Below are 21731 nucleotides of genomic sequence, written 5' to 3' on the forward strand. Positions count from 1 at the left end.
CCCTCCCTAGGGTCAAACCGGATCTCGGCGAAGAATTTTGACGTGCCGACATGCGGGCGCGATCAGAGACCGGCGATCAGCTCGGCCTCGGCCTGCGCCAGGAGACTGCGGACATGCGGGGCAAAGCTGCGCCAGATATCCATGCGGAATTCGGCCGGGCCATCGCGCCACAGCACCACCGTGGCGCTGTCGAACACGGTGCGGACGGCGCGCCCCTCGGCCAGCGCCTCGATATCGCGCGGGCAGCCCGTTGCCAGAAGATCAAGAACCTGCGGCCCGGTCAGCCGCAACGTGATCTCCCGGTCGCTGATTTCGGTCAGGCTGTGGGGCAGCCGTGCATAGGCCTCTCGCGCGGCATCGACCAACGCCGCGGGCTCCGTCGTCAGGATAAGCCATTCGTCAGGGCCAAGGCACAGCGTCTCGCCCGTGGCAAAGCCCGCCCGGTCGCCGACCTTCTGGGGCAATTCCATCGCCAGCGCCGCTGCCATGTCAGCGCGATGCTCCGGCCGGACACGAAGCGAGAAACGCACCAGATCGGCCAGTTCCTTTATCTGCACAGGTGCAGTGGCAAAATCGTGTTCCTGCATGTTCATCACATCCTCCTCAGGCTTTCAGCCGCTCGCCGTCCGGGTCATAGAAAACGGTCGAGGTGATCTTCGCCCGCTGGATCCCGCCCGGCATCGGGATATGCACCGTCTCGCCCATGCGATCATGCCCGCCTTCGATCACCGCCATGGCAATCGGATAGCCCAGCGTGCCGCAGTCATAGGACGAGGTGACATGCCCGACCATCTTCATCGGCTTGGGCTGGTTCGGGTCCAGCACGATCTGCGCGCCCTCTTCCAGCTTGCTGCCATCTTCGGTCAGCAGACCGACCAGTTGCTTGCGGCCCGACGTCACCAGATCAGGACGTTCCAGCGAACGCTTGCCGACGAAGTCGGGCTTCTTCTTGCCGATGGCCCAGGTCAGGCCCGCATCCTGCGGCGTAACCGTGCCGTCCGTATCCTGACCGACGATGATATAGCCCTTCTCGGCACGCAGGACGTGCATCGTCTCGGTGCCATAGGGGCAGATGTCATAGGCCTTGCCGCTTTCCATCAAGGCGTTCCACAGCGTCAGGCCGTGGCGCGCGGGGACGTTGATTTCAAAACCCAGCTCGCCGGTGAAGGACAGGCGGAACAGCCGGGCTGGCAGGCCCGCGACGCTGCATTCGGCGACCGACATATGCGGGAAGGCGGCGCCCGACAGGTCCAGCCCATCGACCAGCGGTTCCAGAACCTTGCGGGCATTGGGGCCGTTCAGGGCGATGGTGGCCCATTGTTCCGTCGTCGAGGTCAGCCAGACATTCAGATCGGGCCATTCGGTCTGAAGGTAATCCTCCATCATGTTCAGAACCCGCGCGGCACCCCCGGTGGTGGTGGTGACGTGGAACAGATCGGGTGACATGCGGCCGATCACACCGTCATCGCGAATGAAACCATCCTCGCCCAGCAGCAGGCCATAGCGGCAGCGGCCAATGCCCAGCTTGGTCCAGGGGTTGGTATACATGCGGTTCATGAACTCGACCGCATCCGGCCCCGCGACCTCGATCTTGCCAAGGGTCGAGGCATCGAAGATTCCCACTGATGCGCGGGTCGCGCGACATTCACGTGCCACGGCGGCATGCATGTCCTCGCCCGGCTGCGGGAAATACCAGGCGCGACGCCATTGCGCGACGGGCTCGAAGGCGGCGCCATGCGCCTCGGCCCAGCCATCGATGGGCGTCTTGCGGGTCAGTTGGAAGGTCTCGCCCCGCATATAGCCCGCGAAGGCGCCGAAGCTGGTCGGCGTATAGGGGGGTCGGAAGGTCGTCAGACCGACCTGCGGCGGTTCCTTGCCAAGCGCGTCGGCGGCGATCATCAGGCCGTTGATATTCGACATCTTGCCCTGATCGGTGGCCATCCCGTTCGTCGTGTAACGTTTGACATGCTCGATCGAGCGCATGCCCTCGCGCACGGCAAGCCGCAGATCCTTGGCGGTCACGTCGTTCTGGAAATCGACGAAGGCCTTGGCCTTGCCGGCGCTACGGTCGGTGGGCAGTTCCTTCTGGCTGCTGCCGGTGCCGGGGCGGTCGCCCTCGACCTCGAAGCGACCTTCCGAGATGGTGAGCCCCATCGCCTTCACCGCCGCCATTCCGGCCGCATTGCCGTCGACAAGGGCGGCCTCGTATCCCCAAAGCCCGCGGCCCGCACCGGCGATCTGGCAGGCCTCGGTCTTGTGATCGGGCAGGAAGGTCTTGCTGTCCGCATCCCAGGCGAGCGACCCCTTGGTGTGCGAGAACAGGTGCAGGGACGGCGTCCAGCCGCCCGACATCAGCAGCGCGTCGCAGGCGATCTTGGCGGGCTTGCCGACGCGGCCGCCCGCGACAGGGTTCACCCGCACCGAGGCAATGCGCAACCGGCCTTTGGTGCCGGTGGCGGTATGGCCCTTCAGCACGCGGATGCCGCGCGTCGCGGCTGCATTGGCCAGATCGGCGCGCAGATCATCGCGGGTGTCAATGATGGCCGCGATCCTGCTGCCGGCATCGGCCAGATCGAAGGCAGCGTACCAGGCGCTGTCATGGCTGGTCAGCACGGCGACGTTGTCACCGACGCGGACGCCATAGCGGTTCAGATAGGTCTGCGCCGCACCCGCCAGCATCACGCCGGGGCGATCGTTGCCGTCAAAGACCAGAGGCTTTTCCAGCGCGCCCTGTGCAAGGATCACCTGCTGCGCGCGGACCCGCCACATCCGTTCGCGCGGGGCATCCTGCGGCAGATCGTCCAGATGATCGGTCAGTCTTTCGCACAGCGCGACCATGTTCTGATGGTAATAGCCGATGGCGGTCGTGCGGGTCATCATGCGGACGCCAAGCGCGCGCAGTTCCGCCAGCCGCGATGCCAGCCATGTCCAGGATCCGGCCTTATCAACCCGCACCGATGGATCGGACAGGATCGAGCCACCCATTTCGGAATTCTCGTCCACCAGCACGACCCGCGCACCCGCCAGGGCGGCGCTGTGGGCCGCAGCGATCCCCGCCGGTCCGGCGCCAACCACCAGCACATCCGTGTGCAGGTAACGCGAGGCATAGGTGTCGGGATCTTCCTCGCTGGGGGATTTGCCCAGACCCGCGGCAGCACGGATGAAAGGCTCATAGACCTTGTCCCAGAAGCTGCGTGGCCACATGAAGGTCTTGTAATAGAAACCGGCCGAGAACAGCATATAGGCGCGATCGTTCACGGCCCCGATGTCGAAGGACAGGCGCGGCCATTTGTTCTGGCTTTCGGTGACCAGCCCTTGGCGCAGTTCCTGCATGGTGGCGCGGGTGTTGGGTTCAAACCGGCCCGGCCCGCGCGAGGTGCCGATCAGGGCATTCGGTTCCTCGGACCCGGCGGTGACGGCACCACGCGGACGGTGGTATTTGAACGATCGTCCCATCAGGTGAACGCCATTGGCCAGCAGGGCCGAGGCGACGGTGTCCCCGCGCAGTCCCTGATAGGATTTGCCATCGAAGGTAAAGCTGACCGGGGCATCGTGATCGACGCGGCCGCGTCCGGGGATGCGATAGCGGTTCATTCTGCGGCCTCCTTGAGGTCGGGGCGGGGTTGTCCCGCCTTGTAGGTGGTCAGGAACCGGTCGCTTACCGTGTCGCGCGCGGCATTGAAGAACCGCCCGCAGCCGATATGGCGCCAGCGCTCGAAATGCGTGCCGCGTGCGTTGGTGCGGATGAACAGGAAGTCGCGCCATTCCTCATCCGTCAGGGCCGAGGGATCGGCGGGGCGATCGATATGCGCCTCGCCCGCATAGGCGAATTCCAGTTCCGGCAGGGTTTCTTCGCAATAGGGGCAATTGATCAGCAGCATGTCGGTGCTCCTTAATGTGCGACGGCGGCGGCGGCAGCTTCGTCGATCAGCCGGCCGGTGGTGAAACGTTCCAGCGTGAAGGGGGCGTTGATCGGATGCGGTTCGTCCTTGGCCACGGTCCAGGCCAATGTGTGGGCCGCGCCCGGCGTGGCCTTGAACCCGCCCGTGCCCCAGCCGCAATTGACGTATAGCCCCGGCACCGGCGTCTTGCCCAGAATGGCGCTGCGGTCGGGCGTGACATCCACGATACCGCCCCATTTGCGCAGCATCCGCATGCGGTTGAAGATCGGAAACACCTCGCAGATCGCGGCGACGGTATGTTCGATCAGGGGCAGGCCGCCCCGCTGGCTATAGCTGGTATACTGGTCGGTTCCCGACCCGATCACCAATTCGCCCTTGTCGGACTGGCTGATATAGGCGTGGACGGTGTTCGACATGACGACACAGGGAAAGATCGGCTTGACCGGTTCGCTGACCAGCGCCTGCAACGGATAGCTTTCAAGCGGCATCCGCACACCCGCGCTTTCCATGACGACGCTGGTATTGCCCGCTGCCGATACGGCGACCTTCTTGGCCCTGATAAAGCCCTTGGCGGTATCGACCCCCTCGACCGCGCCATCCGCGCCGCGCCGGATCGCGATGACCGGGCAGTTCTGGATGATATCGACCCCCCGCGCCGCCGCCGCGCGGGCATAGCCCCAGGCCACGGCGTCGTGCCGCGCGGTTCCGGCCCGCATCTGCAACGCCGCGCCCATCACCGGGTAGCGGGCATCGGGCGATATATTCAGCGGCGGGCAGAATTTCTTGGCCTCGGCCGGTGTCAGCCAGCGGTTGTCGACACCGTTCAGGCGGTTGGCGTGAATGTGGCGCTGAAACGACTGCACGTCATGGACGCTATGCGCCAGCATCATCACGCCGCGCTTGGAATACATGACGTTGTAATTCAGATCCTGCGACAGGTTTTCCCACAGATCCAGCGCGTGATCGTACAGCCGCGCGCTTTCGTCATAGAGATAGTTCGACCGGATGATCGTCGTGTTCCGCCCGGTATTGCCACCGCCCAGCCAGCCCTTGTCGATGACCGCGACATTGGTGATGCCATGTTCCTTCGCCAGATAATAGGCCGCGCCCAGCCCGTGCCCCCCCGCCCCCACGATCACCACGTCATATTCGGCTTTGGGCTGACTGTCGGGCCATTGCGCGCGCCAGTTCTTGTGACCCGTCAGCGCGTTCTTCAGCAGCGACATCGCAGAGAAATGTGTCATCGAACCTGTCCTTGCGGGCGGTGGAAACTCATCAGCAGGAATGCCCGATTCTTGTCGGAGATGACTGTATTTTTCCGCCAGTACGATGTTATATTTGCGCCATGGCGCAGATATCCGAGATACCCTCACCACGCCTTCGCATCGGGTTCGTTCTGGCCCGCCGCTTTACGCTGTCGGCGTTTTCGAATTTCGTCGACGTACTGCGCCTTGCTGCGGATGAGGGCGATCGGTCCCGCCCGATCCATTGCAGCTGGCGGGTTCTTTCAACCTCGTCCGACCCCATTCGGTCCAGCTGCGGCATTGCGGTAACGCCCGACGAACGGCTGGGTGATCCAGGGCGCTTCGACTACATCGTCGTTGTCGGCGGGCTGATCGATGAGATGGACCGGCTAACCCCCGAGTCCACCGCATTCCTTCACCGCGCAGAGGAATCGGGCGTTCCTCTTGTCGGTGTCTGCACGGGGGCATTCATTCTGCATCGCGCCGGGCTGATGCAAGGATATCGCTGCTGCGTCAGCTGGTTTCACCATGACGATTTTCTGGAACAGTTCGACGGGCTGCATCCGGTTTCAGATCAGATCTATGTCGTGGATCGGGACCGGCTGACCTGTTCAGGAGGGGCCAGTTCCGCGCATCTGGCGGCGTTTCTGGTTGATCGCCATATCGGCAAGGCCGCCGCGCAGAAAAGCCTGCATATCATGATCATCGATCAGGCCATGGCGGCCGAAAATCCCCAGCCCGGTCTGCCGCTGGAACTGAAATCCACTGATCCGATCGTGCGTCGTGCCTTGCTGATGGTGCAGCAGAATCTGGAGGCACCGCCCGATGTCGCCACGGTTGCGTCGCGGCTTGGCGTCAGCCGCCGCAAGCTGGAACGGCATTTCACGGCATCGCTGTCCCTGCCACCTGCAGAAGCGTTCCTGAAAGTGCGGCTGTCGCATGTTCGCATGCTGCTGACCCGGTCCCGGCAAAGCATCAGTCAGATCGCCGCCGAGGCCGGGTTTTGCGACGCCTCGCACCTGATCAGGGTTTTCCGTGAACGCACGGGCACAACGCCCGAAGCCTGGCGCCATGGGACAAGCGCCAACGACTGAAAAGCCCGCCTCAGCAGGTTGCCAAGGCGGGCCGATACGGCGCTGACGCAGCCTACAAATCTTCGCGACGCGCGCCCGAGGCCGAGGTTTCCGCAAGGCTACGACGGCTGAAGCCCTTGCCCTCATCATAGGTCCAGCTGACCCCGACCGAGGTGGCAAGAAAAGCATCGCCCGATGGCTGATCCATTTCGATCTGCGGATAGCGGGACAGGACAAAGGCTTTCATCAGCAGCAGATAGAGGATCAGGCCCAACGGAAAGCCGATCAGGATCGCATATTGCGAATACCAAGCCGCCAGCCCACCGGCGATGACCCAGGCGATCAGGCCCGCCGGGTTGAACCCGCCCGCATAGCTGAACTGGCCCTCCATCTGGTAAAGCTCTGGCACATTCAGGCGGCGGCGCCTCAGCAGATAGTAATCGGCGATCATGATCCCGCCGATGGCCGACAGGAAGGCGCCATAATACCCTAGGAACACGAACAGGTTGTCCAGCAGTTGCCAGGGCATACATAGCGTGCCAACCACGCCTGCGATAACCACCGCCATCTTGTAGTTGATGACCCGCGGCGCGAAGTTGATGAAGGTCAGCGCAGACGGGATCAGGTTGGCAGAGTTGTTGGTCGACCACTGCGCCAACACCACCAGTGCCAGCAACAGGATCAGCGACAAACCCTGCCCCTGCCCCTGGATCACCTCGACCGGGTTCCAGTTCCCGGTGGCGATAAAGCTGACCGCCCCGATCCCCGCGATCAATGCCTGCGTGATAGGCAGCGCCACAAGCTGCGCCCAGAAGACATTGCGGTTGCGGCGAGTGAATTTGCGCGTTCCCGGCTCGACCGCAAGAAAGCGGGTCAGGTTCGGGATGTCGATGGCCATGGTCGACCAGAACGCCATGTTCGAGATGAACAGGATCGCGATGCTCATCTGTTCGGCACCTTGCCAGGTCCAGATATTGATGCCCTCGGTCTGGGCGACACCCTCAAGCGTGAAATACATCCAGATCGAGATCGCGATGATCGCCGGTGCGGCAAGCGAGGCAAGTCGTTCAACCGATTTGATGCCCATGGCGGTATTGGCGACCTGAAGCGCCGCGAAGACCAGATACCACAGGAACCATGAATCGAATCCCAGGAAATACTGTCCGATGCCGTTCAGGGCCAGCGCCCCCAGATAGGTCTGGATACCGAACCACGCTGCCGCGACAACGCCGCGCGACAGTGCCGGTATATGGGTGCCGCGCACCCCGAATGGCGCGCGCAGATAGACCGCGAAGGACAGTCCATGTTCGGTGCCGATATCGGCTGTCAGCAACATGAAGGCACCGATGGCCAGATTGGCCAACGCAATGATGCCGATGACCTGAGCCAGCGGGATGCCGCCTTCGACACCACCAGCTCCCAGCGAATAGGTCGCGATGATGACCGCGATCCCGACCCAGATCCATGCATAGCCCAGCATCCCGATGGGGCGTTGACTCAAATTGGTGGGCAGGATCGCTTCCTCGATCAGCGCGTCGTCACCGCGCCTGTCACCCTCAAGCGTTTCCGAGATTTCCATGATGTTCGTTCCCTGTCGCAGTTTGTTTTATTGCATATCCCGGCGCGATTTCTGCGCCGGGACGGGGGGCGTGCTTACGCCGACATCTTCTTTCGCAATGCGCCTGTGGCCTCGACATCAAGACTTTCGTCCTCAAGGTCGATCACCACGCCATAGACATCGCGGGCATCTTCCAGCGAACAGAAACCGTCCAGAACGTCCTCCAATACCTTTGCCGGCGTTCGTTTCAGCGGGTCGCCATAGCCGCCACCATTCGGGCTGTAATAGGCCATCACATCATTGGCGCCGACTTCCAGCCCAGAGAATTTCGACGGCATCTCGCGCAACTCATCGGGATTGTCCGAATTGTAGATCAGGCATTTCCCGACCGTGCCCTCGCGCCCGCCAAACGCACCCCAGGGCGCATCGGTGTGGCGTTCGGATTCATGCGTGATGAAGGCCGGCGTCAGCACCCGCTGTGCCTTGACCACGCCGATGCCGCCCCGAAACTGACCAGCCCCCGGAGGTGCGTCGTCGCGCAACTCGTACCGGTCGCAGATCATCGGAATGTGCATCGCCAGATCTTCCAGCGGATTGTTGCGGGTATTGGCCATCAGATTGTCGATGCTGTCTGGCCCGTCGCTGCGCGGGCGACCGCCATAGGCCCCCTCGTTCACCTCCAGAAAGACCCAGTAATCGCCCGACGGGCGCACGCCGGAATATGCCGCAAAGCTGATCGAGGCCGAAGACCCGGCGATCACCTTGTCCGGCATTACCGGCGCCAAGGCGCGGATGATCAGGTCGATCATGCGATTGCATTGGGTAAAGCGCGCTTCGGCCGAGGCGGGCGCACGTGGGTTGAAAATCGAACCTAGGGGCGCTGTCACCTTGATCGGCCTGAAGGAACCTTCGTTCGAAGGCACGCGTGTATCCGATACCGCCGTGTCCAGCAGCAATTTGCGGAATGCGGCAAAGGCGGCAACCTTGGTCGAGCCCTCGAAGGGCACGTTATAGGCGGTCGGCGTCTGATCGGCCGAGCCGGTCAGATCCACCTCGACCTCATCGCCCGTCACCCGCAGCGTCACCTTGACCTTCAGGCGCTGTTCGCGGTTGCGCCCGTCATCGTCCAGCCACCCTTCCGAGGTGTATTCGCCATCGGGAATTTCGGCGATCCGCTTACGCATCATCCGCTCGGAATAATCCATCAGCTGATTGGCGGCGGCAAACACCGTGCCCTCGCCATATTTTTCGATCAGTTCGACAAAGCGCTTGGCGCCCAGCCGGGCCGAGGCGACCTGCGCCTCGATATCGCTGACCAGTTGCTGCGCCGCGCGGCTGTTCATGCGGATGAAGTTCCATATCGCATTGTTGGGTTTGCCCTTGCGATAAAGCTTGACCCCCGCCAGCAGCATCCCTTCGGCAAAGACGTCCGGCACGTCGATTATCAAACCCGGCGTCGCAGCGCCAATATCGACATGATGCGCAGTATTGCCTGCAAAGCCGACCAGCCGCCCCTGATAGAAAACCGGAACGACCACCGCCAGGTCAGGCGTATGCGAGGCACCGTGATACGGGTGGTTGTGGACGACCACGTCGCCCTCGTACCATTCGCCATCCTCCAGGGTTTCCTCGATCCCCCTCAGATAACCGGGGATCGATCCGATATGCATCGGCGTCGATTCCGACTCGCACAATGTGTTGTAATCCGTGTCGAACAACCCCGCACCCAGATCCTGACTTTCCCGGATGATCGACGAGAATGACATGCGGTACAGCACATGCCCCATCTCTTCGGCGATGGTCTCAAAGCTGCCGCGGATGACCTGCAAAGTGATGGGGTCGACCTCGACGCTGGCATCGGTTTTCGTCATGATGTTCATCATCTTGTCCTCTCTCACTCGACGCCGGCCAGGCGAACGCGTGTGTTGCCATGTTTCAGCGTTTCGGCGACGTAGCCGGGCGGCACCAGCGTCGTTGAATTGTGCTGGATCAGAATGGCAGGCCCCTGAATGACATCGCCCGCGTACAGCTTGCCCCGGTCATAGCGCGGCGTTTCCAGCGTGCTGCCGTCATCGAAGGTGGTCGGGCGCACGAACATCAATGCGCGATCAGTGCTGGATCCGTCGGTGTCGGGTACCTCGGGGATGGTGATCTTGCGCGCAGCCGCCGATCCGATGGCGCGCAGGGTGATCAGCTCTACCCCGGCGTCGCGATAGGCATAGCCGTAATCCAGTTCGTGCTGATCATGGAAACTGTCGATGATGGTCGAAAGATTTTCGGCCGTTACCTCGCCTTCGGGCATTTGCGCCCGCAATTCGAACCCCTGCCCGTGATAGCGGCACTCGGCCACCAACTCGATATGCCTTGCATCTGCCGGAATATCATCAGCATCAAGCTCCGCCCCGATATCGGCCTTCAACTCCGCGACCGCCTGATTGATGCCAGTCAGTTCTGCGTCACCGGCCTTGGTAAGTTCGATGATGACCGGCGCGGTATGTTCATATTGCAGATCGGTCTTCAAAAGGCCGACGGCGGCGGTGATGCCGGGCGCGACCGGCACGATCACATCCTTGGCCGACACCGCCTCGGCCAACGCGGTGCCATGCAGCGGTCCGGCGCCGCCGAAGGGCATGATCGAAAATTCGCGCGGATCAACACCGCGCGCGACCGAGTTCGACCGGATCGCCAGCGCCATGTTGGAATTGATGATCTTGATGATCCCAAGCGCCGCGTCCCTGACCGTCAGCCCAAGCGGCTTTGCGATCTTTTCCTCAACCGCCTTGCGGGCCAGATCGGCATCCAGTTGCAGATCGCCGCCAAGCGCCATGTCCGGGTCCAGCCGGCCCAGCACGATCTGCGCATCCGTCACGGTGGGCTCGGTGCCGCCCCGGCCATAGCATGCCGGACCCGGTTCTGACCCGGCCGATCGCGGCCCGACGTTGAAGCCGCCTGCATCGTCGATAAAGGCTACCGATCCACCACCGGCGCCGATCGTGACAAGGTCGATCATCGGTGTCAGAACCGGGTGACCCGACACATAGGTATCGCGCGGGTTCATGATCTTGATCTGATGATCGGGAATGGTGCTGATATCGGCCGAGGTGCCGCCGATATCGACGGTGATGATATTGCCGGTGCCGACCAACTCACCCTCGGACGCGCCGCCGATGACACCACCCGCCGGCCCCGACATCAGAATCCGCACCGGCCGTCTGGCGCAGGCATCGACCGTCGAGACGCCGCCATTCGACTGGATGATCCGCAGCTTGGCCCCGACGCCGGAATCGCGCAGCCGCGCCTCCAGATCCCGCAGATAATAGGCGGTTTTCGGCCCGACATAGCTGTTCATCGCCGCTGTCGAGAAGCGTTCGTATTCGCGCAGCACGTTGGCGACCTCGGAGGAAAGCGTCACATAGGCGTGCGGGATTTCCTCAAGGACGATCTCGCGGGCGCGGCGTTCATGGCTGTCGTTCAGAAAGGCGAACATGAAACCGATGACGATGGAATCGATGCCACGCTTGCGAAACAGGGCGCAGGCCTGGCGCACCGCATCCTCGTCCAGCGGGGTTTCGATTTCGCCGGTCGGTGGCAGAATGCGCTCTGCAATGGCGATCCGATTGCGGCGCTTGACCAGTGGCTGACTTTGCCAGGGCACGTCAAAATGCAGGCTGAAATTATGCGGCCGCTTGTGGCGCCCGATGTGCAGAATGTCGCGGAACCCCTGCGTGGTCAGCATCCCGCATTCGCTGCCATTATGTTCGATGGTGATGTTGGTCGCGGTCGTCGTGCCATGCACGATGGTCTCGACCGCAGAGGTGTCGATCCCGGCCAGTTCGCAGATCCCGCGAACGCCTTCCACAACGCCGATTGACTGATTTTTCAGGGTCGTCGGAACCTTATGGTAGAAGACCCCGCCATCTGTCTCAAGCACCAGATCCGTGTTGGTACCTCCGACGTCCACGCCTATCCTTGCCATGTCCATTTCCCTTCCTGTTGTTCGTTCATCCGAATTTCTGTGGCATCCAGAGCGCGATCTGCGGAAATGCCAGCAGAAGGCCGATCATCACGAGAAGCGCGATCACGAATGGCACGGCGCCCCGGATCACGTCGTTCATCGAACCCGTCCCGCGCACGCCCTGAATGACATAGAGATTGACCCCAATCGGCGGAGTGATCAGCGCCGTTTCCAGAAGCAGCATCATCAGGATGCCGAACCAGACGAGATCATAGCCCAACCCGGCCACGATCGGCGCGACGAGGGGTGTCGCGATCAGCAGCAACGACATCGCCTCCATGAAGCAGCCCAGCACCAGGAATCCGGCGACGATCACCAGCATGGTCTGCATCGGCGACAGGCCCAGCCCCTCGATTGCATTGGCAAGAAGCGCGGTCAGCCCGATCACCGAAAGGACGAAGTTCAGAAACATTGCCGCCAGCACGATCAGCATGACCATGGCGGTCGTCCGCATCGTACCTTCGATGGCGGCAATCAGCATCGCCAAGGTCAGGGTGCGGTTTCCGGCGGCCAGCAGAAGCGCGGCGACGACGCCAAGCGAGGCGGCCTCTGTCGGCGTCGCAAGACCCGCATAGATCGATCCGACGACCACAAGAAAGATGCCCAGAGGCGGCAGAAGGTCAGGCAGCGCGGCGATGCGACCCTTCCAGCTTGTCTTCACCTCGCGCCCGCCCCACCCCGGACGGGCGAGACAGGCAAGAAGGACGGTCAGGCCAAACAGTCCTGCAAGCAGCAGACCGGGGACAAACCCCGCAAGATAGAGCTTGGGAACCGAACTATTGGTCAGCAGCCCATAGATGATCATGTTGATCGACGGCGGGATCAGGATGCCCAAGGTGCCGCCGGCGGCCAGCGTGCCCATGAAAAGCGGTTCGTGATAGCCGTCGCGCCTAGCCTCGGGCAGGGCCACCGTCCCGATTGTCGCCGCAGTTGCGATCGACGAACCCGAGGTGGCGGCAAACAGCGTGCTGGCACCGATATTCGAATGCATGAGACCGCCGGGTAACCAGCTGAGCCACTGCGCCAGGGCGCGATACATCCGGCTGGCGATACCTGACCGCAACAGGATCTCACCCATCAGGATGAATAGCGGCACGGCAATCAGGATGAAGTCAATGCTGTTCGTCCAGAACAGGTCACCCATCGCGCGATACAGCGGCATGGGCGAATAGATCTGCGCGAGGATCAAGGCTAGAAGCCCAAGAACTGCAGCGATCGGCACCGAAAGACCGATCATCCCGAACAATATTCCGGTCGTGACGCCAAGCATGTCAGGCCTCCTTCCGCTCTGCGATGGTGATGGTCCCGGTCTCTGCCGCGATTTCCTCTTCCTGGGTCATCGCGCCAGCGAGTTCGCTGGCACGGCGAAGGTCGCCGCGCAGCAGCGCCGCCGCTACGCCCCACAGCACGAGCAGCGCGCAAAGGCACAGGGCGATCCAGCCAGTCAGCCACAGGCTTTGCGGAAAAATTAGAGGGGTTTGCAGGGGGGTGATCGCGCGCGCGCCGCTGTTCCAGGTTTCGCCGACGGCAAGCACCGCCCGCCACGTCACCAGCGCCGAGAACAGCGCCATGCAGATGATGGCGAGAAGGTCCAGCGCGGCGCGCACATGCGGGTGCAACAGGGCGTAGGCGGCGTCGATCCTGACATTGGACCGCGTCAGCAGGGCGTATGGGAAGGCAAGCGAGGTCGCTATCGCGAAAAGATAGCCCGAGATCTCGTCCGACCCGCCCATGGTCAGCCCAAACAGCCGCCGGGCAAGGACATCGGCGCTGACCATGAGGGCGGCGAAAAGCATCATCGCCCCTCCCAGCCAGGCCGCGTAGCGGGATAGACGGGTCGCGAAGGCATGCAGTTGATCATACATCTGCAACAACTTTCCTGTTGACCGTTATGAACCTGCGGATGCCCGGATGCGCCGGGCATCCGCGCAGGCGCGATCAGGGCTTCGGAACGCTCAGCCCTGCCGCCTTGCCCGCTGTCGCGTTCCATGTGTCGGCGCAGTCTGCGCCACAGCGTTCACCCCATCTTTTCAGAACGAACTCGCTCAGGATCTTCTGGCGCGCCGCCTCATCCTCGCTGGATGGTGTGGTCAACGCGGCTTTTCCCGGCTCGCCCCACGGACATTCTCCCTCACCCGTCAGGCAGGCGACCCCGATGGCCTGGTTCGCTTCGGCCTGCTGCCAGCCCTTCGATTCCATCTCTGCCAGCGCATCGGACAAGGCCGTCCGCGATTCCTCGTCCAGCTTGTCCCAGACGCTGTTGTTGATGGCCGTGAAGGTGATCGAGTATCCGACGGGCAGCGCGAAGACATAATCGACCACCTCCTGCCAGCTTGCTTTGTAAGCCGATACGGGATCGGTGATGGCGCAATCGGCCACGCCTTTTTCCAGCGCGGGAACCACCTCGGCAAAGGGCAATGTCACGGTGACGCCGCCGGCCCCCTCGACGAAATCACCCAGCGTGGCAGAGTGCACGCGGATTTTCTTTCCGGCGAGATCCGAGATGCCAGACACCGGACCGCGGCAATAGATCATCGAGGCCGGCCAAGGATGCAGGGACAGGATGCGGGCGCCGTAGGTTTCCTGAAAGATCCTGTCCATCTCGGGCTTGTAGGCGTCGGCGATGGCATGCATGGTCGCGAAATCCGGCGCGATGCTGGACAGATCGACACCTTCGATCGCCGGGTTTTCCGAGGCGACATAGCTGCCGAGACCGTGGGCGACCTCGAAAACGCCTTGTTTGACCAGGCGCATCACCTCGGTGCCCTTCAGCCCTGCCTCGGTGATCGGGATCGCCTCTGCAGTCAGCGCGCCGCGTGTCGCCTCGGGCAGGGATTCTGCCCAGAAAGGCTTCTCCAGCGACTGCCAAGATTCTAGGTTGCCCCAAGTGCCGATGACCTTGAAGTCGTGGGGGGTGATCTCGGCGACGGCGGGAAGTGCGCAGACCGCGCTGAGGGCTGCGGTGATGGCAAGGATCGATTTCATTGTGTCTCTCCTGTCGATGACGGCGTTGTTGGTTTTTCGGTGCCGTTCAAGAAAATCGCCCCGCCCGATGCTCGGGCGGGGCGGCGGGATCACTCGGCCGCGGTGTTCAGCGCGGCGAGACCGTCGATATAGTCGACACATTCATCGACGGATTTGACGTCGCCGAACTTGGCGTCGATATCGAAGAGGTTCCAGGCCACCGCGCCGGGCACACGGTCGCCGATGCATTCGCGCACGGCGATCGGGCGGAAGCCGTCGGCGATGCCGTCGCAGATCGTCTGACGCACGCAAGCGCAGGCGGTTACCCCGGTCACAAGGATTGTATCGACGTTATTTGCACGCAGGATTCCTGCAAGTTCGGTTCCGTGGAAGGACGATGCGCGCTTTTTCAGCAGGGTGTATTCACCCTTGACCGGCGCGATCCGGCTGTCGATCGCCCACAGATCCTTGTCGGCCAGATCCACGACATCAACCGGGATCTTGTCGTGCCACAGGCCCATGTCGGTGAAGGGGGCATTACGGTCGGTGATCTCATAGGCCGTCGTGACGTGAACTACGGGCAGGTTCTGGGCGCGAAACGCCTTCAGAAGACGCTGCATGCCGGGAATGATCTCATTGTCCATCTTCTCCTGATCACAGGTGAACGGATTGCCGGGGCGGGTCCAAGCATTCGCAAGATCGACGCTGACAAGCGCCGGGCGCTTGCCGAAGCCCACGCGACGCTGAAATCCGCGTTCTTGATATAGCTTGGTCGATGCATCGAACGCAGCCTGTAGCATGCGATCAAGTTCGCGGTTGTCGATATCACTCATCCAGATTCTCCATCATTGATTTGCCTTTTCTTTCGGCGCAGTTGTCGATCAGAGAGGCAGTCAGAGGTCGCTGCTCCATTGCCTTCATGAATACGATGACGCAGAATCGGATCGCGCTGAATTGTCATTTCACCAGATGTTAATGCACCAGAAGCATTAATTGGAGACCGCGTTATGCAGGCCATCCCCGAGACCGCGCTGCTGCGGTCCTTTCTTGTCGTCGCGCAGGAACTCAGCTTTCGCCGGGCAGCGGATCGACTTGCGCTGGACCAATCGGCCCTAAGCCGCCGCATCCAGAAGCTGGAGGTCGAGTTGGGCTACGCCTTGTTCGAACGCTCGACCCGAGAGGTCACGATGACAACCGCCGGGGTCAGTCTTTATCGCGGCATATCGCGCAATCTGGACGATTGCATGCGGTCGATTGACGAGGCGCGCCGGGTCGCCGCAGGGCTGACGGGCCGGGTTCGCATCGGATATATGGCCTTTGCGGCGACCGAACTGATGCCAAGGGCCGTATCGCGCTTCAAGTCAGAGCACCCCGATGTGTCTGTCGAGATGCGCTATATCCACACGCAGGCGCAGAAAATCGCGATCGCCAATGACGAGATCGACGTCGGCTTCCTGATTGGGCCTTACGACAATCCTGACTGTCATAACGTCACCTTGTCCGATGACATGCTTTATGTCGTGACGCCCAAGGGTCACCCCATCCAGCGGGCGCGCACGCTCGAACCTGTCGACATCGCGAATTATTCGGTAATCCTTGGGGACATGTCCGAATGGGGCGAATACCGATACCGGCTGGAAGACATGTTCGGACAACTCGGCATTACCCTGAAGCCCGACCTTGAGGCCAGCAACACGCTTGCCCTGATCGGTCTGGTGGCGGCGGGGCTTGGCATCACCGTCTATCCCGAAAGCCTGATTGGTTATCTGGGCAACAATGTCGAAGTGCGCCCTCTGCACCACAGCCTGTTCAGAATAAAAACGGTCATGGTCTGGAAACGAACCAATCACGGGCGGGCCGTCACAAATTTCGTGGCCATGGCCAAGCATCGCAGAGTGGAAAGGTGATAGCCTGCGTGTTGCGATCACAATCGGCGGCACTGCAACGGAACAGTCAAGGCGCCGGAAACGCCCGACGCCTTGACCTGCGGTTCAACTGCTTCAGGCGGTGCTTGGACTTGGTACAAACCGCCCGCCCGTTACCAGGCTGACCACGACGTAGAAAACCGTCGCGACAAGGCAGCCCGTAAGTGGCCCTACGACCCAACCTGCCTGCGTCCACAGCAACATGCTGCCCGATACGGTAAAGCCGCTGATCATGCTTGCCAGCGCGCCCCAGCCGTTGCCGCGCCAGAAGGACGCTACAAAAATCGGCCCGACAAGCGCGGCCAACAGCGTCCCGGTGCCAAGAATGCCCAGCCATGACAGAAGGAACGGCGGCGCGAACAGCATCATCAGCAGACCCGCCAGACCCAGGACGACCACCGCGGCACGGTTGATGAACAGGACCGTCGCCGGATTCTTGTGCCGCGGAAACAACGCCAGACGCATATCATGCGAGGCGGCCGAAGCCACGGTGTGCAACAGCGAATTTGCCGTCGATTGCATGGCGAACAGGATGCACAGGGTGATGAAACCACCAAGCGCGGGATGCAGGAATGTTTCCAGATAGACCGGCATCGCCTTGTCGGCCTCGGCCAGATCCGGCATCTGCACCCGCATGTAAAGTCCCACAATTGGGATCAGCGACAGGATACAGGCAAACGGCGCCACGTAGGCCGCGACGGTGGTGAACTTCACATCCGGCCGGAACGCCAGAAAGCGTACCGCCATATAAGGCAGCACCGCCGAGAACATGAACGCATAGGGCAGAACCATGAACACCGCCGTCGGCGTCGTGCCATAGGGCTGCGCGGTGGATGGATTGACCAGATCCGGCTGGATATCATTCAGGGCCGCGACTAGTTGCAACGGGCCGATATCGCCGAAGATCTGAATGCAGATAATGACCGCTGCAATCATCATGCCCACCAGCATCAGCGCATCGGTCCAGGCCACGGCCAACAGACCGCCCGCCACGGTATAGATGATAATGATCGCGATCATCAGCGTCGCACCCCAGGCTTCGGGCAGGTCCAGCCAGCCAGCCGCCAGAATGCCCACCGCCTTGATCTGGCTGGTCAGAAACACCAGCAGCAGCACGATCGTCATGATTGCCGCGACACCCTGAACCCAACGGCCCAGCATCCCGTCTGCATGGGTGCGCGCCGCGTATTCCGGGATCGTGCAGCTATGCATCTCTTCTGCACGTTTCGACAGAAAGCGTGCGAAAAACAACACCGCGATGACCATCGCCGGCGCAAACATGAAATTGCCCAGAAGCTCGATCGCGCCAAACTGATAGGCGACGCCGGGTGAGCCCATGAAGCCCCAGCCGGAATACCCCGTCGCCACAATCGTCGCCGCCCCGACAAACGGGCCAAGCGAACGCCCGGCAATCAGAAATCCGCTTTCGTCATCGCCGTCCGCATGCACCGTCGCGCTGGATTTCCAGCCCAGCCAAAGAAGCCCGGCAATCGAGCCCAGCATGATCAGCCAGTTAAGCCAAAGATATTCTTGCATGGCAGTCCTCCCCACCTGCTGTCAGACCAATGACCGGGCGCCTCCCGCGCCCGATACGACCGGTCAGGATTGACGGATCGCTCCGATCAGAAGTCCCAATGCGCCGACGGCAAGCGTCGCGACATTAAGAATGATGAACCAGTCCAGAACCCAAGAATTGAGCATCGGTCATTCCCCTTCTTCGCATTGAAAAGGGCCCCCGCCAAAGCGGCGGAAGCCCATGTTTCGCTCAAGCCGCCTTGGCCTTGCCCTTCACGATCAGATGCTCGGGACCGTAGGGGAAGCCGGTGATATTGCGATTGCCGGCTTCTTCGATCACCAGAATGTCGTGTTCGCGATAGCCGCCCGCGCCGGGCTGGCCTTCGGGAATGGTGATCATCGGCTCCATCGATACGACCATCCCGGGTTCCAGAACCGTTTCGCAATCTTCGCGCAGTTCCAACCCCGCCTCGCGGCCGTAGTAATGGCAGAGAACGCCAAAGCTGTGGCCATAGCCGAAGCTGCGATATTGCAGCAGGTTTTCGGCGGCATACATCTCGTTCAGCTCGGCCGCGATTTCGGAACATTTCTTGCCCGGAACCAGCAGTTCCTTGCCGCGATCATGGACCTTGCAGTTGAACTCCCACAGACGGATATGTTCGTCGCTGGCATCTTCCGCGAACAGCGTCCGTTCCAGCGCGACATAGTAGCCCGCAACCATCGGGAAGCAGTTCAGCGACAGGATGTCGCCACGTTCGATCTTGCGGCTGGTCACCGGGTTATGCGCGCCGTCGGTGTTTACACCCGACTGGAACCAGGTCCAGGTATCCAGTAACTCGGCATGCGGCCAGGTTTTGGCGATTTCGCGGACCATCGTGGCCGTCGAATGCAGCGCGACTTCGTGTTCCGGCACACCCACCGCCGTCGCTTCGACGCAGGCCGCGCCGCCAACATCGGCAATGCGCGCCATTTCGGTGATATGCGCGATTTCCTCTGCCGATTTGACCATGCGCAACCGCATGGCCGGCGCGGCGATGTCGACGAATTCGACACCGGGAAATTCGGCCTTCAGCAGGTTCAACAGGTCGATATTGACGTGATCGAACTCGATCCCGATCCGCTTGGCCGCGCCGACAATCTGACGGATGGCATGGAAATAATTATCCTTCTGCCAATCGGTATAGGTGACATTCTCACCGAAGGTCCGACGCCAGGGCTGGCCGCCATCGATGCCAGCGCTGATTGATGTCGCCTTGTCATGATCGACAAGGAAGCCATAGCGACGGCCGAACTGGCAATACAGGAAGTCCGAATAGTAGTTAATGTTGTGATAGGACGTGAAAAGCGCCGAATCTATACCGTTCTTGGCCATGTAGCCACGAACAGCGTCCAGCCGGCGCTGCATCTCGGCCGCCGAGAATGTCGGCGCCACCTTCTTGCCGTTCCCGGCGAAGCTTTGAATTCGGTCCCGAGTTGTCATGTCGCTCCTCCTGATTAAATCTCCCTCATTCTGCGCCTCTCTTTACCCAGCGTCAAAAGACGATATATAATCGTCTGATTAGTTATTATAATGTGACTGTCATGACTCTATCGCCGCTCAACGCCCTGCGCGCCTTTGACGCCGTCGCGCGATCAGGCAGCTTCCGCGCTGCCGCAGAACTGCTGTTCGTGACCCAGCCGGCGATCAGCCATCAGGTCAAACATCTTGAAGAGTGGCTGGGAGCGCCCTTGTTCGACAGAAGCGGCAGGGTGCCGATCCTGAACCAGAGAGGTGAGGCCCTCTCGCGCGAGCTTGCCTTTGCCTTTGACCGTATCGATTCCGCCTGCGACCGCATGCGTCCGCAGAAAAGGGACAACACACTTGTAATCGCGGCCATCCCATCGATCGCAACCTGCTGGCTGATCCCAAGGCTGCCACGCTTCCGCAAGCAATATCCTGAGATATCGCTCAGGATCGTCTATGCGCATCACGGCGACGACATAGATTTCAGTGATGTAGATCTTGCATTCGTATTTTCGAAGGGTGAACCAAGCGGGCAGGATTTCACTGCCAAGCTTTTCCTGTCCGGAAAAAGCGTGCCCGTGTGCAGCCCCTCATTGCTGTCGAGTGAGCGCGCACAAGGCATCGGCGCGGCTGAATTGCTGGGTTTGGACCTGCTTCACGATACGGATGACAGCGGCTGGAAAACCTGGCTGGCAAAGGTCGGGCACCCTGTGTCAGAGGGACAGCTTCCCGGACCCATCTTCGAAGACTTCAATCTGCTGCGCATCGGCGCCCTGTCCGGGCAGGGTATCGCGCTTTGCTCAGTTGCCATGATCGAACCGGATCTTGTCGATGGTCGATTGATCAAACTGTCTGACGTTACTGTTCTGGAAGAGTTTGGCTACTATCTCGTAATCTCCGGAGTTCCAGCACGCAGACAATACGTTATGCGCATGAGGGAAACATTTTTGAAGTGGCTATTCGAAGAACGCACATTTTCCTGACTCCTCCTTCAACGTTGATGTGGCGTTGATGTGGATGCGCGCTTGTGGTGCCTGACTGCTTTAGTCGGCATCCAAGCGTTTGATTTTGTGTAATATTTTGGTTGCGGGGGTAGGATTTGAACCTACGACCTTCAGGTTATGAGGCAACCCGACGGGGCCGGAATAGTCTTTCAAAAGCAAATATTTAGAGAGATTTTGGGTAGGCGACGTCGGCGTCGTGTCGCACGGAGCAGACGCAAACCATTGGGAATAAACGGGAAAACCCCGCATGTTCATGAATCAGCGAACCTCGGTAGTTTACAGTCTATTGGCCGACTATGTGCGCAGTCCTTCCCTGCGTCATATGCGAGAGCAGCGCTCCGTGGCCAAGCTGGCCCTCGAGATCGTCACGAGACTGGATCAGGACAGTTCCATCTGGAAGAAATGGGAAGGCCCGCGGGACAAGGTCTTGGCCTCAGCGATAGAGTGCTGGATCCCGAAGGACGACATGCTCGCCTTCCTGAATGGCCTGCCTGGCCCTGCCCTGACGATGACCGATCTCGAGCAGCGCATGAAGGCCATGATCGAGGAGGAATACCTCGGAGATCCGGAACCGAAGCTCGAGGCCGAATGTCTGGCCATCTACCAGGCCGAGAAAGAGGCTGGCACGGAAATGCCCGCCATCATCGGGCGGCTGGCCGATTATGTGGGCGCGCAGTGGCAGCGCCTGCGCGACGAGGAGCGTGCGGAGGCGGAGCGGCGGTCGGAAGCGGCGCGCCTGGAGCGGGAGCGGCGCCTCCTGTCCTATGCCGATTGTCCGTGGACCCAGATCAAGGGCTCGAAGTATTTCTATTGCCGCAAGAACAGCCGGGTCTTCCAACTCAAGCCCAACAGCGACAAGAGCCTGACGCTCTATCGGGTGCAGGAGGTCGATGACACCGCCAGCGGCGACATGATCGGCCGCTATCGATCCCGTGGGGATGCCAGCAAGGTGGTGGCCAAAGCTGCCTATGAGCCTGATCCGTTTCGATAAAGCCGTTCAGGGCCCTAGCACAGGGGCTTGGGCGAG

17 protein-coding genes are annotated in these 21731 nt (G+C 61.3%); 4 read left to right on the plus strand and 13 right to left on the minus strand.

Annotated elements, in window-relative coordinates; all coding sequences use genetic code 11:
- Positions 1 to 62 precede the first annotated feature (62 nt).
- The 4 genes from MU516_RS15935 to MU516_RS15950 are packed head-to-tail and all read right to left on the minus strand — an operon-like array spanning position 63 to position 5146.
- Positions 63 to 593: a sarcosine oxidase subunit gamma gene (locus MU516_RS15935; protein WP_260278262.1), complete on the minus strand. Its 531-nt coding sequence runs from the start codon at positions 591 to 593 to the stop codon at positions 63 to 65.
- 10 nt (positions 594 to 603) lie between these two features.
- A complete protein-coding gene (locus tag MU516_RS15940) occupies positions 604 to 3594 on the minus strand; it encodes a sarcosine oxidase subunit alpha (protein ID WP_260278263.1) in 2991 nt (996 codons plus the stop codon).
- The gene (locus tag MU516_RS15945) at positions 3591 to 3881 is read right to left on the minus strand and encodes a sarcosine oxidase subunit delta (protein ID WP_260278264.1); all 291 of its coding nucleotides are present in this window, start codon (positions 3879 to 3881) and stop codon (positions 3591 to 3593) included. Before MU516_RS15945 ends, MU516_RS15940 begins: the two co-directional genes overlap by 4 nt.
- An 11-nt stretch (positions 3882 to 3892) precedes the next feature.
- Positions 3893 to 5146: a sarcosine oxidase subunit beta family protein gene (locus MU516_RS15950; RefSeq protein WP_260278265.1), complete on the minus strand. Its 1254-nt coding sequence runs from the start codon at positions 5144 to 5146 to the stop codon at positions 3893 to 3895.
- Between the two features lie 101 nt (positions 5147 to 5247).
- Between MU516_RS15950 and MU516_RS15955 the strand changes: the two genes are divergently transcribed.
- Positions 5248 to 6240 (plus strand): GlxA family transcriptional regulator, encoded by a 993-nt coding sequence (locus tag MU516_RS15955; protein WP_260278266.1) that lies wholly within the window; start codon positions 5248 to 5250, stop codon positions 6238 to 6240.
- A 52-nt stretch (positions 6241 to 6292) separates the two neighbouring features.
- Here MU516_RS15955 and MU516_RS15960 read toward each other — a convergent pair whose 3' ends face one another.
- From MU516_RS15960 to MU516_RS15990, 7 genes are all read right to left on the minus strand, one after another.
- Positions 6293 to 7798 carry an NCS1 family transporter gene (locus tag MU516_RS15960; protein WP_260278267.1) on the minus strand — a complete coding sequence of 502 codons (1506 nt, stop codon included), beginning with the start codon at positions 7796 to 7798 and terminating at the stop codon, positions 6293 to 6295.
- 74 nt (positions 7799 to 7872) lie between these two features.
- On the minus strand, positions 7873 to 9648 hold the full coding sequence (locus tag MU516_RS15965; protein ID WP_260278268.1) for a hydantoinase B/oxoprolinase family protein: 1776 nt from the start codon (positions 9646 to 9648) through the stop codon (positions 7873 to 7875).
- Between the two features lie 23 nt (positions 9649 to 9671).
- Entirely contained in the window at positions 9672 to 11753 is a 2082-nt protein-coding gene (locus MU516_RS15970) for a hydantoinase/oxoprolinase family protein (protein ID WP_260278269.1), read from the minus strand.
- 25 nt (positions 11754 to 11778) lie between these two features.
- Complete coding sequence (locus tag MU516_RS15975; RefSeq protein ID WP_260278270.1) at positions 11779 to 13062, minus strand: TRAP transporter large permease; 1284 nt, start codon at positions 13060 to 13062, stop codon at positions 11779 to 11781.
- Position 13063: 1 nt separating this feature from the next.
- Positions 13064 to 13657 carry a TRAP transporter small permease subunit gene (locus MU516_RS15980; protein ID WP_260278271.1) on the minus strand — a complete coding sequence of 198 codons (594 nt, stop codon included), beginning with the start codon at positions 13655 to 13657 and terminating at the stop codon, positions 13064 to 13066.
- 73 nt (positions 13658 to 13730) lie between these two features.
- Entirely contained in the window at positions 13731 to 14777 is a 1047-nt protein-coding gene (locus MU516_RS15985) for a TRAP transporter substrate-binding protein (RefSeq protein ID WP_260278272.1), read from the minus strand.
- An 89-nt stretch (positions 14778 to 14866) separates the two neighbouring features.
- Positions 14867 to 15589 (minus strand): isochorismatase family protein, encoded by a 723-nt coding sequence (locus tag MU516_RS15990; RefSeq protein WP_260278273.1) that lies wholly within the window; start codon positions 15587 to 15589, stop codon positions 14867 to 14869.
- Between the two features lie 174 nt (positions 15590 to 15763).
- Between MU516_RS15990 and MU516_RS15995 the strand changes: the two genes are divergently transcribed.
- A complete protein-coding gene (locus MU516_RS15995) occupies positions 15764 to 16663 on the plus strand; it encodes a LysR family transcriptional regulator (protein WP_260278274.1) in 900 nt (299 codons plus the stop codon).
- A gap of 93 nt (positions 16664 to 16756) precedes the next feature.
- On the opposite strand, the gene MU516_RS16000 is transcribed toward MU516_RS15995, so the two are convergent.
- Together MU516_RS16000 and MU516_RS16005 are read right to left on the minus strand one after the other, a co-directional pair.
- Positions 16757 to 18217 carry a sodium:solute symporter family protein gene (locus MU516_RS16000; RefSeq protein WP_260278275.1) on the minus strand — a complete coding sequence of 487 codons (1461 nt, stop codon included), beginning with the start codon at positions 18215 to 18217 and terminating at the stop codon, positions 16757 to 16759.
- A 229-nt stretch (positions 18218 to 18446) separates the two neighbouring features.
- Positions 18447 to 19676, minus strand: a complete 1230-nt coding sequence (locus MU516_RS16005) for an aminopeptidase P family protein (protein ID WP_260278276.1) — start codon at positions 19674 to 19676, stop codon at positions 18447 to 18449.
- A gap of 101 nt (positions 19677 to 19777) precedes the next feature.
- Here MU516_RS16005 and MU516_RS16010 point away from each other — a divergent pair, with 101 nt between their 5' ends.
- Together MU516_RS16010 and MU516_RS16015 are read left to right on the plus strand one after the other, a co-directional pair.
- Positions 19778 to 20683: a LysR family transcriptional regulator gene (locus tag MU516_RS16010; RefSeq protein ID WP_260278277.1), complete on the plus strand. Its 906-nt coding sequence runs from the start codon at positions 19778 to 19780 to the stop codon at positions 20681 to 20683.
- Positions 20684 to 20951: 268 nt separating this feature from the next.
- Positions 20952 to 21695: a hypothetical protein gene (locus MU516_RS16015; RefSeq protein ID WP_260278278.1), complete on the plus strand. Its 744-nt coding sequence runs from the start codon at positions 20952 to 20954 to the stop codon at positions 21693 to 21695.
- The last annotated feature ends 36 nt before the right edge of the window (positions 21696 to 21731 follow it).

Origin of the sequence: Paracoccus maritimus (genome assembly GCF_025195095.1) — a bacterium.
In the GTDB taxonomy this organism is placed as follows: Bacteria; Pseudomonadota; Alphaproteobacteria; order Rhodobacterales; family Rhodobacteraceae; genus Paracoccus; species Paracoccus maritimus.

What these genes read in the sequence shown, in the direction of transcription:
- MU516_RS15940 (WP_260278263.1), bottom strand. Translation starts at nt 3,594, where the DNA reads ATGAACCGCTATCGCATCCCCGGACGCGGCCGCGTCGATCACGATGCC.
- MU516_RS16005 (WP_260278276.1), bottom strand. Translation starts at nt 19,676, where the DNA reads ATGACAACTCGGGACCGAATTCAAAGCTTCGCCGGGAACGGCAAGAAG.
- MU516_RS15990 (WP_260278273.1), bottom strand. Translation starts at nt 15,589, where the DNA reads ATGAGTGATATCGACAACCGCGAACTTGATCGCATGCTACAGGCTGCG.
- MU516_RS15935 (WP_260278262.1), bottom strand. Translation starts at nt 593, where the DNA reads ATGAACATGCAGGAACACGATTTTGCCACTGCACCTGTGCAGATAAAG.
- MU516_RS15985 (WP_260278272.1), bottom strand. Translation starts at nt 14,777, where the DNA reads ATGAAATCGATCCTTGCCATCACCGCAGCCCTCAGCGCGGTCTGCGCA.
- MU516_RS15980 (WP_260278271.1), bottom strand. Translation starts at nt 13,657, where the DNA reads ATGTATGATCAACTGCATGCCTTCGCGACCCGTCTATCCCGCTACGCG.
- MU516_RS15995 (WP_260278274.1), top strand. Translation starts at nt 15,764, where the DNA reads ATGCAGGCCATCCCCGAGACCGCGCTGCTGCGGTCCTTTCTTGTCGTC.
- MU516_RS15955 (WP_260278266.1), top strand. Translation starts at nt 5,248, where the DNA reads ATGGCGCAGATATCCGAGATACCCTCACCACGCCTTCGCATCGGGTTC.
- MU516_RS15960 (WP_260278267.1), bottom strand. Translation starts at nt 7,798, where the DNA reads ATGGAAATCTCGGAAACGCTTGAGGGTGACAGGCGCGGTGACGACGCG.
- MU516_RS16000 (WP_260278275.1), bottom strand. Translation starts at nt 18,217, where the DNA reads ATGCAAGAATATCTTTGGCTTAACTGGCTGATCATGCTGGGCTCGATT.
- MU516_RS15945 (WP_260278264.1), bottom strand. Translation starts at nt 3,881, where the DNA reads ATGCTGCTGATCAATTGCCCCTATTGCGAAGAAACCCTGCCGGAACTG.
- MU516_RS16010 (WP_260278277.1), top strand. Translation starts at nt 19,778, where the DNA reads ATGACTCTATCGCCGCTCAACGCCCTGCGCGCCTTTGACGCCGTCGCG.
- MU516_RS15970 (WP_260278269.1), bottom strand. Translation starts at nt 11,753, where the DNA reads ATGGCAAGGATAGGCGTGGACGTCGGAGGTACCAACACGGATCTGGTG.
- MU516_RS16015 (WP_260278278.1), top strand. Translation starts at nt 20,952, where the DNA reads ATGTTCATGAATCAGCGAACCTCGGTAGTTTACAGTCTATTGGCCGAC.
- MU516_RS15975 (WP_260278270.1), bottom strand. Translation starts at nt 13,062, where the DNA reads ATGCTTGGCGTCACGACCGGAATATTGTTCGGGATGATCGGTCTTTCG.
- MU516_RS15965 (WP_260278268.1), bottom strand. Translation starts at nt 9,648, where the DNA reads ATGACGAAAACCGATGCCAGCGTCGAGGTCGACCCCATCACTTTGCAG.
- MU516_RS15950 (WP_260278265.1), bottom strand. Translation starts at nt 5,146, where the DNA reads ATGACACATTTCTCTGCGATGTCGCTGCTGAAGAACGCGCTGACGGGT.